The organism is Pedobacter sp. CFBP9032, assembly GCF_034045265.1.
Classification (GTDB): domain Bacteria; phylum Bacteroidota; class Bacteroidia; order Sphingobacteriales; family Sphingobacteriaceae; genus Pedobacter.
Window position 1 is genome coordinate 74,411 of record NZ_JAXCWE010000011.1, and the last position, 13,627, is coordinate 88,037.

Sequence of the window (13,627 nt, forward strand, 5' to 3'; positions counted from 1 at the left end):
GCAATATCGACTCCAGACTCATGACTGCGGACTCAAGACTCCAACCCGCTATATAACCTCTTTAATCTTCTTATTATTCCCCACAATCCAGATAACATCACCATTATCGAAAGTGAAATCAGATGAGGGGTTTAATATTCTTTCTGTTCCGCGTTCAATTCCTACAATCAGTGCCTGTGCTTTTTCACGGATCCCTGCATTTCTGATACTTAAACCATAAACAGGAGATTCCGTGTTGACTACAACCTTCTGCAAAGTCATTTCCTTATCCGGGAAGTTTTTCTCGCTTTCAGTTTCTGGAATATCTACTTCTAAAATTGCTTTTGCCGCTGCCAGCTGATCATCTGCACCAATCAAGAGTAGCTTATCATTCGGGTATAATCTTTCGTCTCTTCCAGGTGTTGGGATATGGGTTCTCCCTCGTTCAATCATGGCAATATTTACGCCGTATTTTTCGCGAATCATTAGGCTGGCAAGCGTTTGGCCTACTACTTCCGATTCAGGAGAAACCACTATTTCCGTTAAATGGGTATCCCAGGGTAAAATATCTGGTTTTTGGTTTTCTCTCGCATTCAGGTTTAAAATAAAACGTTTCTCCAGTTTATTATAAAATGCCTGAAGTTTTCTGGAGAAGATAAACATCATTAATACTATAAGTACGAGGGCAATTCCGGCAGCTACCCAGGTGTCGAAGAATTCATATACCAGGAAGCCTACAAAAAATACCCCTAACGCAATTCTAAATGCTTCAATTGCAATGAGCGGTCCCCGGGTAAACTTCTTACTGAGCCACAAATGCGAATAAGCAGTTTTCTGGATTCTCCTGATTGATAAGGCCCATAAAAAAGGCGCCATGATGATAAATGAAACAACCAGGCTAATGATCGTCGATTTCATTCCATTTACAACGTTGTTTGCAATAAAGGGTTGAATATAGCGCGATGCCAGAAAGATAACGGCTACGATGATAACGGAATGGATTACGGTGTTAAAAGCATAGCCACGCAAAAGGATTTTCCAATCACTCAGTGTGGTCATTCCAGCAGTGCTGGAACTGTACCTGGAGATACCATCGAGCCATTTTTTTGGTAAAATTCTATTCAGGAAGTTATAAAACGATTCAGAATGTTTAATCAGATATGGGGTGGTAAAAGTAGTGATTGCTGATGCGGCCACGGCAATTGGATAAAGAAAATCACTGGTTACCCTCAGGGTTAATCCAAGTGTGGCAATGATGAAAGAAAACTCCCCGATCTGCGCTAAACTCATCCCGGCTTGAACAGATGTTTTTAAAGGTTGACCAGAGAGTAAGGCGCCAAGGCTTGAACTTAAAAATTTGCCTAGAATAGTAGCAAGTGTTACGATAACGATGGGTAAGCCGTAGTCGATCAAAATTTTCGGATCAATCAGCATGCCTACTGAAACGAAGAATACTGCTGCAAACAAATCTTTTACCGATTTGGTAAGGTGTTCTATTCTTTCAGCCTGTGTAGTTTCTGCCAAAATAGAACCCATAATGAAAGCACCCAAAGCTGGAGAAAAACCGACTTTAACGGCTAGGAGTACCATGATTAGACATAAGGCCAAAGAAACCACTAACATAGTTTCATCGTTCATGAGTTTTCTGGTGGCTTTAAGGAAAGAAGGGATCAGAAATATTCCACCTAAAAACCAAAGCACTAAAAAGAAAGCAAGTTTAGCAATCGAAATTAACATTTCAGTACCGGCAAATTGCTGGCTAACCGCCAGTGTTGAGAGGAGCACAAGCAATAAAATCGCCACTAAATCTTCTACAATGAGTACACCAAATACTAAACCGGCAAATTTCTTATGTTTAACACCCAACTCTTCGAAAGCCCTGATAATAATGGTGGTGGAAGAAACGGATAGGATACCACCAAGGAAAATACTGTCCATGGTTTTCCACCCCATCAGTTTACCCGCAGAAAAGCCAATAAGGAGCATGAAAACAACTTCTACAATGGCGGTGATTGATGCCGAGCCACCTACTTTAACGAGTTTTTTGAAACTGAATTCTAACCCTAAGCTAAACAGAAGGAAGATTACTCCAATCTCGCCCCAGATGTTAATACTTTTGGTATCGGTAACTGAAGGAAAAAAATCCAGATGCGGGCCAACAAGTAAGCCTGCTAAAATATAACCCAGCACTAAGGGTTGCTTTATTCTTTTAAATATGAGTGTGGTAATCCCTGCTGCGGCGAGGATTAATCCTAAATCGGCAATTAAATCTGGTAAATGCATTTATGGTAATCGGTATTATGGTAAAACATTTCCGGCAAAAACCGGCTATTGCAATTCCACCTGATGGTGGTGAACTTCAAAGAATTACCAGAAAACGTGTTTCGGGTAAAGCATTTCAAGTAAACACCAGTAATTGTATTTCAATCGCTTCAAAATCGAATCACCTATTTTAACAGGTAAGGATAGAAGCATTACAATAAGAAGAACAGCAAATAGATCCAAAAGGATTTTAACTACGGTATTATTGATTAAATCTTTTTGGATATTTTCCTGATCGGCAGCAATCCCAAAATTGAATTTCAGGTTGTATCTTTTGGAAAACGTAGTGATCTGTGTAGAATGACTTTTTAATGCAGTATTTTTTTTTGAAGCAGCAAAGCTCTCGAAACTCAACAGCGTACTGAAAAAAAATATGATATAAAAAACCCTCATTGCTGCTAATATAGCGAAAATGAGGGTTTTTTGAAAGTTAAATTTAGATTAAGTTTAGCTATTCGAGCGATGAAAAGTAAGCTAATGTATCTTCTTTATCTTGTTGAAGTTGTATTTTCAATGCATCTAAGCCCGTGAATTTCACATCATGACGGAGGAATTTTAAGAAATTCATTTTGATATCCTGCCCATAAATCTCCTGATTAAAGTCGAAAATATTGACTTCGATGTTTCTCGTCATGCCGTTAATGGTTGGCCTTTGACCAATGTATGCCATACCTTTGAAAGGTTGAAGGTTTAAGGTTGAAGGTTCTAGTGCCTCAACTCCAGACTTCAGACTTCCGACTTCAGACTCCAAACTCCTCACCTCCATCTCAACGGTTACGGCATAAATGCCATCTCCCGGAATAAGCTTATAGGTTTCTTCTACAAAAATGTTTGCAGTAGGAAAGCCAATTGTTCTGCCAATTTTATCACCTTTTATTACGCGTCCGAAAATGGAAAAGGCATAACCAAGATAATCTGCGGCCAGGCCTACATCTCCGGCTAAAAGTGCCTGGCGGATTTTGGTTGAACTCACGGCTACATCGTGGATATCCTGTTCCATAATTTCTTCTACTGTAAAGCCAAAATGAGTGCCTGCAACTTTCAAATCTGCTAAATTGCCGCAGCGGTCTTTTCCGAAACGGTGATCATAGCCAATGATGATGTGTTTGGTTCCGATATTATTTACCAGGGTATTTTTAATGTAGTCTTCTGGCAGTTGGTTGGAAAAATCGCGGGTAAAAGGTGTGATGATTAAATGATCAACGCCCAGGCTCTTTAAAATTTCTGCCTTTTCATTAATGGTGTTGATCATTTTTAAGTCCTGGTTTTCCGGATCGATGATGAGCCTTGGATGTGGGAAGAACGTTAAAATAACACTTTCACCCTGAGTGGCCTTTGCCTTTGCAACCAATTGTTTAATAATTTTTTGGTGTCCGAAATGAACGCCATCAAAAGTACCGATGGTAACTACTGCATTGTTGAGCTTAGTAAATTCTGATAGGTTATGATATATTTTCAATGGAATAATCTTTTTAACTATGGGTTTTGCGTGAGGGATGGAAGCGGCATCCTTTTTTGTTTTTCCTCAATAACGAAGGGGATAAAAAACGAAAAAGATATAGCGTACAGCCCGACCCCTTGCATCGCTTGGGGACACGCCCAAATTTCTATAATTATGTTTATTAATGCAAAGCATGACGCTTCACCACGCCACCTTTTAAATCTGCAATTTGTTGTTGTATTACAAAAGCATCGGGATCTATATTTCTGATGGCTGTTTGCAGTTTGCTCATTTCCAGTTTGGTTACCACGGTAAAAACAATGTCGATGTCTTTCCTTTCTCCATAGCCACCTTCGCCTTTGTAAATGGTTACACCGCGTTTCATTTCAGTAATGATATAACTTTTTATTTCTTCCTGATGTTCTGAAATAATGGTAACGCCTGTGTATTGCTCTATTCCGTTTACAATAAAATCGATAGTATAAGAGGCTGATAAATAAGTTAGTATAGCGTATAGCGCAGTCTCTATATTTAAAAAGTAGGCGGCAAAAGCAAAGATGATAATGTTTAAAATAAGGATAATATTACCGACGGTTAAAATGCTGTTTTTACTGATGTAAAGTGCGAGTACCTCGGTACCATCAATTACGCATCCGCCACGCATGGCCAGGCCAATTCCTCCACCCAGGAATAATCCACCGAAGAAAGCGATGAGCAATTTATCGTGGGTAATGGGCTGAAAGGGCAATACGATTAAGGCCACAGATAAGGCTGCAATGGCAATGGCGGTTTTAATTGCAAAGCCTTTTCCAATCTGTCTGAAACCCAGCATCACAAAAGGAATATTGATAATGGCAATGAGGTAGGAGAGGTTCCAGCCGGTTAAAGTGCTTAATAGTAGTGAAATACCTGTAACGCCACCATCGATAAAATGACTGGGCATTAAAAAACTTTTTAAACCAAAACAAGCTGAAGTAACCCCTGCAGCAATCAAAATAATTTCTTTTGCAAACCGGGCATTCTTGTTTTTAATTCGGTTCATCTTTTACTCTTGAATTTTAATTTCTTCTTTCTTGCTACGAATATAATTAACAAGCTCCAAAACCTCAAACGAATTTGAGAGTAAAAAGTTTCCACTTCTGGTGCGGGTAAGTTTTGATAAATATGCACCACTGTTTAATGCTTTGCCAAAATCAGAAACCAGTGAACGAATGTAAGTACCTTTACTACATACAATGCGGAAATCGATTTCCGGAAGTTCAATTCTGGTAATTTCAAAAGCCGGAACCGTTACAAAGCGCTTGCGCAGTTCTACTTCTTCCCCTAAACGTGCTTTAACATATAAACGTTCGCCGTTAATCTTCACCGCCGAATGGGCTGGTGGGTACTGCTCAATATCTCCGGTAAAAGGTGTTGTGGCCGCGTAAATTTGCTCTTCGGTAATGGCCGAAATATCGAAAGTTTGATCAACTTCTGTTTCCAGATCAAATGATGGTGTAGTGGCACCAAGAACCATGGTACCTGTATATTCTTTTTCTTCTGCCTGGAAGGTATCTATCTGTTTGGTTAACTTTCCGGTGCAGATGATTAACAGGCCGGTTGCCAAGGGATCTAACGTGCCTGCATGACCTACCTTTAGTTTTAATGGTTTTAAAGAGTTGCGGATCTTGCCTACCACATCAAAAGATGTCCATTTGTATGGTTTGTTAATTAAAAGCAGTTCGCCCTCGGCAAAATTGAAATCTTTGAACTTTGAATTTTCTGTACTCACAAATCTTTTTTGCGCAAAGATACAGATTAAATAATTTGCATCGAGTGGCCGCTCAGCAACAATATGATAATTACAAGGCCTGCGACGATTCTATAATAACCGAACATTTTAAAGCCATGTTTATTTAAGAAACCAATAAAGCTTTTGATGGCTAAGAGCGCTACAATAAAGGCCACTACGTTTCCAATAACCAACAGGTTAACCTGCTCGTGTGTAATGGTGTTACCTTCCTTATAAAAATCGAATAACTTTTTGCCTGTAGCGGCAAACATGGTAGGAACGGCTAAGAAAAAGGAAAATTCTGCAGCTAACTTTCTGCTTAGTTTCTGTGTCATACCACCAATAATGGTTGCTCCAGAGCGGGAAACCCCGGGAATCATGGCGATACATTGAAAAAAACCAATTTTTAGCGCAGTTAAGTAGTTGATTTCTTCTTCCTCATGAATGGTTGGCTTATTGAACCACTTGTCTACAAAAAGCAGAATTACGCCGCCAACAAGTAATGAAATTCCAACTGCCATCGGACTTTCCAATAGTTCATCTATTTTCTTGCTCAATAGTAAACCAAAAACTGCTGCCGGGATAAAGGCAACCAGCAATTTGATATAGAAGTTGATGGATTTAAAAAATCTTTTGAAATACAATACCAGTACAGACAGGATAGCCCCTAATTGAATGGCAATAGTAAACAATTTTACAAATGGATCGCTCGCGATGCCCATAAAGGAAGAGGCAATAATCATGTGCCCGGTACTTGATACAGGCAAAAACTCAGTCAGCCCTTCAATAATAGCAAGGACGATGGCTTCAAAAGAATTCATATATTTTTTTATGAGTGGAGAAAAGGGTAGGTTAGTTGTAAATGTTTACTCAAAGCCAATCTTAAAAGGATTTTTAAAAATCCAATACAGATAGTCTGACTAAAATCATGTAACCTAATTCAGTTTCTCCGGTACATTTAAGTTGGTTACTTTTTGAGAATAGCGTAAATGCCGAAAGCGAACCCAAAAAGAACAACAAGCGGCGCCAGTAAGGTTCTTCTGAAATCATAAATATCGCCTGTTGTACCCATCATTAAAATGAAGCCTAAAGCCACAATTCCAATGCTAATCAACAATAACTGATAGTTTTTCTTGGTAAAAACCAATTCGCTTTTGGCGTCCTTTGTGATCGGACTTGTCTTTTTTTCTAATGCCATTATCTATATAGATTATAAGATTTTAAACGTAAATACCTGCTTACTGCAAACCAGGTGCTGATGCCGGTAATAAATATTCCGATAATAATTAAGCCAACGAATACAAAGCCAAATTCTTTGTAATTGTTTAGGATAATAATTTCTGGAACTTCTTTACGTGCATAAATTAAAGTAGCTAACAAGATAATGATGGCGATGAAAGCTGCAATTAATCCATGTAAAGCTGCGTATAATAAAAAAGGACGTCGGATAAAGTTTTTCGTTGCACCAACCAGCTGCATACTTTTAATTAAAAATCTCTGTGAATAGATGGCTAATCTTATAGTATTGTTAATCAGTGCTATTGCAATGATTAATAGCAGTGCTGCAAATGCTAAAATGATTAAGCCAATGGTATTGATATTTTTGTTCACCATGTCTATTAAAGAACTTTGGTAAACCACTTCTTTCACAACTGGATTTTTAGCGATGCTTTGTTTTAAACCTTCTATGCTTTTATTATTGGCATATTCAGCTTTCAAATAAACATCGAAAGTAGAGGTAAGCGGATTGTAACCTAAGAAATTAACAAAGTCTTCACCTAAATCTTGCGTAAGGTTTCTTGCTGCCAGCTCTTTATTTACATATTGGGTTTGCTTTACCGCACGATTGGCATTCAATTCCTTTTGAAAAGCTAGAACGTCTGTCTCCTTTGCGCCCTCATCAACAATGATGTTGAGTACAATATTTTCTTTTACGTAATTAGACAGGTTTTTGGCATGTACAAGTACCAACCCAAGCAGGCCCAGCATTAATAAAACCAGCGCAATACTGATAATCGTAGAGATATATACGGTTTTGGTTTTCTTAGATGCATCACTTACTTCGAATTCTTCCATGTATTTCAATTTAGTTTTTGCGAAAATAGAAATTATACCTGATAAACACCAATATAAAGCTATTCTAAATGAACTTTAACGCGTTGGTAAACGATTTAGTTTAGGTATAACATTATTAATTTTAAAGGTAGACTTTTTTCATAATCCGCACGAAATTCAGAAAAACGACGTTAATAATTGTAATAAAACCTAAATCTACTCTGAATGAAAAAACAAATTACCCTGATTGGATTGCTTTTTATAGCAACCTCGGCATTATTATCTTGTAAGAAAGATACTACTTCCTTAAAAGCCCGGATAATGGGAAAATGGATCGTAAATAAGATAGAAGTATCGGGATATACCAACCAAAATCTAAATGGAACCTTCAATTATACGAAAGATGACTATATGGATTTCAAATCTAATAATGATGATCAGGTTGAATTAAGTTTGACGAACCAACGTACCATTGGTAATTATACCACCTCGTTAGGGGATGAATTCTCAATGATTTTTCCCGAAGGGGCTTCATATTGCACCGTAGCAACGATTACCGGTACACAGTTTCAGTTTACGGCTAAAATTGATAAAACCAATATCGTAAAAACTTATTACTTAACGAGATAAAAGGTCTAATCCCTAGTGTTTGCTTGCGCCATTGGTTTTTGATAGCCAATGGCGCTTTCTTATGCTGGGCTAAAATTTACTTATTTATCTGTTGGTAGTGAGACACCCATTGGTAGGTTAATGCTTTCGACAATAGATTCTTTACTTGTTGTTTTTCTGCTGATCATTTCCTGATTAACCTTTTGCTAAGCGCTTTTGCTTTGGCAATGGAAAAAGTCTTTTCAGGATGATGTTTTAAAGCTGCAGACTTTTGCAGCGCTTTGTAACTTTCTTCGCGGATGAGGCGTATTTTTTATTTTCGATTGAGATATGTGTTATAACCACTCATTTTGATTAACGAAAATAATAATAAATAACTTAACGTTTTAACTTGTTTTGTTTTTACTAAGCCCCTTTATTTCCGTATTTTCGCTCCTTTAAAAATTTAAAACCTGCAATGGATTACCAATTCAAAGAAATAGAACAAAAGTGGCAGAAATTTTGGGCAGATCATCAAACATTTAAAGCCGAAAGCAATTCTACAAAACCGAAATATTATGTGTTAGATATGTTTCCTTACCCATCTGGCGCAGGTTTACATGTTGGTCATCCACTGGGTTACATTGCATCAGATATTTTTTCGAGATATAAACGCCTTAAAGGTTTTAACGTTTTGCATCCAATGGGTTACGACTCGTTCGGTTTGCCAGCAGAACAATATGCCATACAAACTGGTCAGCATCCGGCCATTACTACAGAAGCAAATATCGCAACCTACCGTCGCCAGTTAGACCAAATTGGCTTTTCTTTTGATTGGAGCAGAGAGGTGCGCACCAGTGAACCATCTTATTATAAATGGACGCAGTGGATTTTTATGCAACTGTTCAACTCCTGGTATAACCTGGAGAATGATCGTGCAGAAGATATTACCACTTTAATTGAAAAGTTTAACTCGGCTGGCTCTGCTGATGTTAAAGCTGCATGTGATGACGATGTAAGATCCTTCTTACCAAGTGACTGGGCAACGTTTACCGACGAGGAAAAACAGATTGAACTACTGAAATACCGTTTAACTTATCTTAGAGAAAGCACTGTAAACTGGTGTGCTGCTTTGGGGACTGTTTTAGCCAATGATGAAGTTAAAGACGGCTTCTCTGAACGCGGTGGCTTCCCGGTAGAACAGAAAAAGATGATGCAGTGGAGCATGAGAATTACTGCTTATGCGGATAGATTGTTGCAGGGGTTAGATACCATCGATTGGCCTGAACCCATTAAAGAAATGCAACGCAACTGGATCGGTAAGAGTGTGGGCGCATCAGTTAAATTTAAAATTGAAGATTTACGGTCTACGAATGAGACTCCTGCCTCCGGACTTAGGACTTCAGACTATATTGAGGTTTTCACTACCCGTGTAGATACCATTTTTGGTGTGTCTTACCTGGTTCTGGCACCCGAGCATGAATGGGTTGCAGAATTGACTACGCCTGAGCAAAAACAGGATATTGAGCATTACATTGCTCAAACGAAAAAGAAATCAGAATTAGACCGCATGGCGGATACCAAGACCGTTTCGGGTGCCTTTACTGGTACTTATGTAATTAATCCGGTGAATGGCGAACGCGTTCAGTTATGGATTGCCGATTACGTACTTGCTGGTTACGGAACAGGTGCGGTGATGGGTGTGCCAAGTGGCGATCAGCGCGATTGGTTATTTGCAACGCATTTCAATCTGCCGATTATTCAGATTCTGGATGGGCAGAAAGATATTGATGTGCAAGCCGACCCTACCAAAGAAGGAACTTATATCAACTCAGGTTTCATTAACGGCTTAACTTATAAGGAAGCGGTACCGCTTTTGAATAACTGGTTAGAGGAGAAAGGTGTAGGCAAGGCGAAAGTTAATTTCCGCCAGCGCGACGCGATTTTTGGTCGTCAGCGTTACTGGGGAGAACCCATTCCGGTTTATTTTAAAGATGGTTTACCTTATTTAATCAAGGAAGAAGAATTGCCTTTAGTATTGCCAGAAATAGATAAATACCTACCAACTGAAACAGGCGAACCGCCTTTGGCGAGGGCTGAAGGTTGGGTGCCAAAAGATGGCGAAAACTATGAGTTGAGCACCATGCCAGGTTGGGCTGGAAGTAGCTGGTACTGGTACCGTTACATGGATGCTAATAACGATGCTGACTTTGCCTCAAAAGAAGCGGTTGAATATTGGAAAGCTGTAGATTTATACATTGGCGGTTCTGAACATGCCACTGGTCATTTATTGTACAGCCGTTTCTGGAACAAGTTTTTGAAAGATTTAGGTTATACTAAAGAGGAGGAACCTTTCAAAAAACTGATTAACCAGGGGATGATCCAGGGTAGAAGTAATTTTGTTTATCGCATTAATGATGAGAATGGAAAGCCAACTCATACTTTTGTTTCTGCAGGATTAAGGAAGGAATACAAAACCTCTGCGCTTCATGTTGATGTTAACATTGTGGAGAATGATACCTTAGATCTTAATAAATTTAAAGCCTGGAGAGAAGAGTATGCAAACGCAGAATTCATTCTTGAGGGCGGAAAATACATCTGTGGTATAGAGGTTGAGAAAATGTCTAAATCAAAATTTAACGTGGTTAATCCGGATGATTTGATTGAGCGTTATGGTGCAGATACTTTGCGGATGTATGAAATGTTCTTAGGTCCGTTGGAGCAAAGCAAGCCCTGGAATACCAATGGAATTGAAGGTGTTTTCAAGTTCTTACGTAAATTCTGGAGATTATTCCATAACGAAGCATGGGAATTCGCAGTTTCAGATGCTGAACCTACAAAAGCGGAGCTGAAAACTTTACATAAGATTATTAAAAAAGTTCAGGATGACATTGAACGTTTCTCGTTCAATACTTCCGTATCGAGCTTTATGATTGCAGTAAACGAATTAACAGATCTTAAATCTAACAAACGAAGTATTCTGCAAGATATGGTAGTGATTTTATCGCCATATGCGCCACACATTTGCGAAGAGCTTTGGGTACAATTGGGTAATGATGCAGGAACGCTATCGTATACAGCTTTCCCGGTTTTTAATCCAGAACACCTGGTGGAAGATGAATTTGCTTATCCTGTTTCTGTAAATGGTAAAATGAAGATGAACTTAAACTTGAGTTTAACTTTAGCCCAACCAGAAGTGGAAACCATTTTATTTGCTAATGAGCAATTTCAAAAGTTTTTAGATGGCAAGGCACCGAAGAAAGTCATTTTTGTAAAAGGAAAGATTATCAATGTAGTGGTTTAAGCTTGTTAAGCTTAAAACGATAAGACTGAAGCTGAAAGCTTTTTACCATTGTCTATAAAAGGGCCGTGATTTGCGCGCGCGCAGATCACGGCCTCTTTTTTATTTTTCATTTGCAGAGTTTTTTTAAGCCGATGATTCCTGTTCTTTATTTCTAAGTTACAGGTAATAGCCTTGAGTTTCGTTTCGCTTATCTAATATATTTCTGGCTCACAGTTTTTGAAAGATCTTTTTTTGAGTACGAAAGACGAAGCGTTCACTTCAATCAGAATACTTATTAAGTCCAGCCTATTAGCTAGTCTATGCTCTTTTTGGCTTCAGCCAATGGCTAAAAAATCTTTTTAAATATATCCTTTTGTCTGCCATGCTTAACCAATCTGCCTATTCATCGCCATTGGCTTCAGCCAATGGCTAATATCAAATAGCAAAAAACCCAGGCTGTTTTTAACAACCTGGGTTTTTTTTGGCCTCTATGCTTTTCGCTTTAGTCTTTCTGCTTTAGTCTTTCCGCTTTTAGCCTTATCTCGCCTTATTTCTGTTTCCACCAAATTTGCGCTGACTGCTTGCATTCCGTGGTTTCCCGCTCATGTTGCCATCGCCACTTTTTCTGGCGCCACCGCCGCCACCACCTTTAGATTGGGCTTGTGGTTTACGCTTCACCTGGTTTTTAGCCAACATACTTTCCCAACTTAATGGGTAAGGGTGGTCATCAACCACTGGCAAAGTGATTTTAATCAGTTTCTGAATATCTAATAAGTATTCGTTTTCTTCCGCATCGCAAAAAGAAATCGCAATTCCGTTTGCCCCTGCGCGACCAGTACGGCCAATTCTATGGACGTAAGATTCCGGAATATTCGGCAATTCGTAGTTGATAACATGTGATAACTGGTCGATATCAATACCACGAGCAGCAATATCGGTTGCCACTAAAACACGTATTTTTCTATCCTTAAAATCAGTTAATGCACGCTGACGGGCATTTTGAGATTTATTCCCATGGATAGCTGCAGATTTTACACCTGCGAAGCCTAAATCTTTAACAATTCTATCTGCACCATGTTTTGTTCTGGTAAAAACCAAAGCAGTTTGAATATTCTTATCTTCAAGGAGATGGATTAACAACTTCTTTTTATCGGGCTTATCTACAAAGTAAACCGATTGAACGATGGTTTCTGCAGTAGAAGAAATTGGCGTAACTTCCACCTTGGTTGGATCAGATAAGATCGTATTCGCTAACTTTTGAATTTCATCTGGCATAGTTGCAGAGAAAAATAAAGTCTGACGTTTTGCAGGTAATTTTGCAACTACTTTCTTCACATCGTGAATAAAGCCCATATCCAGCATACGGTCGGCTTCATCTAAAACAAAAAGTTCGATGGTGCTTAAGCTAATGAAACCCTGGTTCATTAAATCCAGTAAACGACCTGGGGTTGCCACTAAAATATCGATACCTTTTTTAAGCGCTTCTACCTGCGAGTGTTGATTAACACCTCCAAATATGACCAGGTGACGCAAATTTAAATTGCTTCCGTAAGCTTTAAAACTTTCTTCAATCTGTATCGCTAGTTCGCGGGTTGGTGTTAATACTAAAGCTTTAATGTTTTTATTTGCTTTGGTATTGATATGTTTTTCGTGCAATAACTGCAACATCGGAATAGCAAAAGCAGCTGTTTTACCCGTCCCGGTTTGCGCGCAGCCTAGTAAATCTTTACCTTTTAATATAGTGGGGATGGATTGCTCCTGTATTGGTGTAGGTTGTGTATAACCTTGTTTCTCAAGTGCCTGTAAAATTGGCGCTATGAGGTTTAATTCTTTGAATAACATGTATGTTTCTATGTAATATTTATCGAAGAAGCTAGAACAATCATTTATTGAAGGACTAACTTGCGGAGAGAATATGCCATTTAGAATGGCAAGCCCATATTCCTGCTTCAGCGGCAAAGATACAGAAATTATCGGGAAGCGGGTGAGAAAATTATCTTACGAAGATTTAGATGCTTCAGGCTATGATTAAGACTCAAAAACGATAAATAATTAGCTAAACTTAACCTAAAAAAAAATATTGTTTTTGGTTGCCTATATAATTTTTGTTAAATTGTAATTAGTTTGTAATCAGCGTTGTGCAGTTTTGCTTTATGATGTCTGATTAAAATTACGAATTCTAACCAAC

General features: G+C 38.6%; 11 protein-coding genes. 2 read left to right on the plus strand and 9 right to left on the minus strand.

The genetic code is table 11. From position 1 onward, the window contains the following. Positions 1-48: 48 nt before the first annotated feature. The 8 genes from SOM16_RS18360 to SOM16_RS18395 all read right to left on the minus strand — a co-directional run bounded on the left by SOM16_RS18360 (position 49) and on the right by SOM16_RS18395 (position 7,589). Positions 49-2,262: a cation:proton antiporter gene (locus tag SOM16_RS18360; RefSeq protein ID WP_320465456.1), complete on the minus strand. Its 2,214-nt coding sequence runs from the start codon at positions 2,260-2,262 to the stop codon at positions 49-51. 84 nt (positions 2,263-2,346) lie between these two features. Next, positions 2,347-2,694, minus strand: coding sequence for a hypothetical protein (locus tag SOM16_RS18365; RefSeq protein WP_320465457.1), 348 nt, complete (start codon positions 2,692-2,694; stop codon positions 2,347-2,349). A gap of 58 nt (positions 2,695-2,752) precedes the next feature. Further along, complete coding sequence (locus tag SOM16_RS18370; protein WP_320465458.1) at positions 2,753-3,760, minus strand: bifunctional riboflavin kinase/FAD synthetase; 1,008 nt, start codon at positions 3,758-3,760, stop codon at positions 2,753-2,755. A gap of 163 nt (positions 3,761-3,923) precedes the next feature. After that, complete coding sequence (locus tag SOM16_RS18375) at positions 3,924-4,784, minus strand: YitT family protein (protein WP_320465459.1); 861 nt, start codon at positions 4,782-4,784, stop codon at positions 3,924-3,926. A 3-nt stretch (positions 4,785-4,787) separates the two neighbouring features. Then, positions 4,788-5,513 (minus strand): tRNA pseudouridine(55) synthase TruB, encoded by a 726-nt coding sequence (gene truB, locus SOM16_RS18380; protein ID WP_320465460.1) that lies wholly within the window; start codon positions 5,511-5,513, stop codon positions 4,788-4,790. A gap of 26 nt (positions 5,514-5,539) precedes the next feature. After that, positions 5,540-6,334: an undecaprenyl-diphosphate phosphatase gene (locus tag SOM16_RS18385; RefSeq protein WP_320465461.1), complete on the minus strand. Its 795-nt coding sequence runs from the start codon at positions 6,332-6,334 to the stop codon at positions 5,540-5,542. A 146-nt stretch (positions 6,335-6,480) separates the two neighbouring features. Beyond that, entirely contained in the window at positions 6,481-6,711 is a 231-nt protein-coding gene (locus SOM16_RS18390) for a DUF3098 domain-containing protein (protein WP_320465462.1), read from the minus strand. Beyond that, positions 6,711-7,589 (minus strand): cell division protein FtsX, encoded by an 879-nt coding sequence (locus tag SOM16_RS18395; protein ID WP_320465463.1) that lies wholly within the window; start codon positions 7,587-7,589, stop codon positions 6,711-6,713. Before SOM16_RS18395 ends, SOM16_RS18390 begins: the two co-directional genes overlap by 1 nt. Before the next feature lie 204 nt (positions 7,590-7,793). Here SOM16_RS18395 and SOM16_RS18400 point away from each other — a divergent pair, with 204 nt between their 5' ends. Next, the gene (locus SOM16_RS18400) at positions 7,794-8,198 is read left to right on the plus strand and encodes a hypothetical protein (RefSeq protein WP_320465464.1); all 405 of its coding nucleotides are present in this window, start codon (positions 7,794-7,796) and stop codon (positions 8,196-8,198) included. A gap of 436 nt (positions 8,199-8,634) precedes the next feature. Beyond that, complete coding sequence (gene leuS / locus SOM16_RS18405; protein ID WP_320465465.1) at positions 8,635-11,460, plus strand: leucine--tRNA ligase; 2,826 nt, start codon at positions 8,635-8,637, stop codon at positions 11,458-11,460. Between the two features lie 516 nt (positions 11,461-11,976). Here leuS and SOM16_RS18410 read toward each other — a convergent pair. Then, positions 11,977-13,281, minus strand: coding sequence for a DEAD/DEAH box helicase (locus SOM16_RS18410; RefSeq protein ID WP_320465466.1), 1,305 nt, complete (start codon positions 13,279-13,281; stop codon positions 11,977-11,979). Positions 13,282-13,627: the final 346 nt, after the last annotated feature.

What these genes read in the sequence shown, in the direction of transcription:
- SOM16_RS18360 (WP_320465456.1), bottom strand. Translation starts at nt 2,262, where the DNA reads ATGCATTTACCAGATTTAATTGCCGATTTAGGATTAATCCTCGCCGCA.
- SOM16_RS18395 (WP_320465463.1), bottom strand. Translation starts at nt 7,589, where the DNA reads ATGGAAGAATTCGAAGTAAGTGATGCATCTAAGAAAACCAAAACCGTA.
- leuS (WP_320465465.1), top strand. Translation starts at nt 8,635, where the DNA reads ATGGATTACCAATTCAAAGAAATAGAACAAAAGTGGCAGAAATTTTGG.
- SOM16_RS18410 (WP_320465466.1), bottom strand. Translation starts at nt 13,281, where the DNA reads ATGTTATTCAAAGAATTAAACCTCATAGCGCCAATTTTACAGGCACTT.
- SOM16_RS18385 (WP_320465461.1), bottom strand. Translation starts at nt 6,334, where the DNA reads ATGAATTCTTTTGAAGCCATCGTCCTTGCTATTATTGAAGGGCTGACT.
- SOM16_RS18375 (WP_320465459.1), bottom strand. Translation starts at nt 4,784, where the DNA reads ATGAACCGAATTAAAAACAAGAATGCCCGGTTTGCAAAAGAAATTATT.
- SOM16_RS18390 (WP_320465462.1), bottom strand. Translation starts at nt 6,711, where the DNA reads ATGGCATTAGAAAAAAAGACAAGTCCGATCACAAAGGACGCCAAAAGC.
- SOM16_RS18400 (WP_320465464.1), top strand. Translation starts at nt 7,794, where the DNA reads ATGAAAAAACAAATTACCCTGATTGGATTGCTTTTTATAGCAACCTCG.
- SOM16_RS18365 (WP_320465457.1), bottom strand. Translation starts at nt 2,694, where the DNA reads ATGAGGGTTTTTTATATCATATTTTTTTTCAGTACGCTGTTGAGTTTC.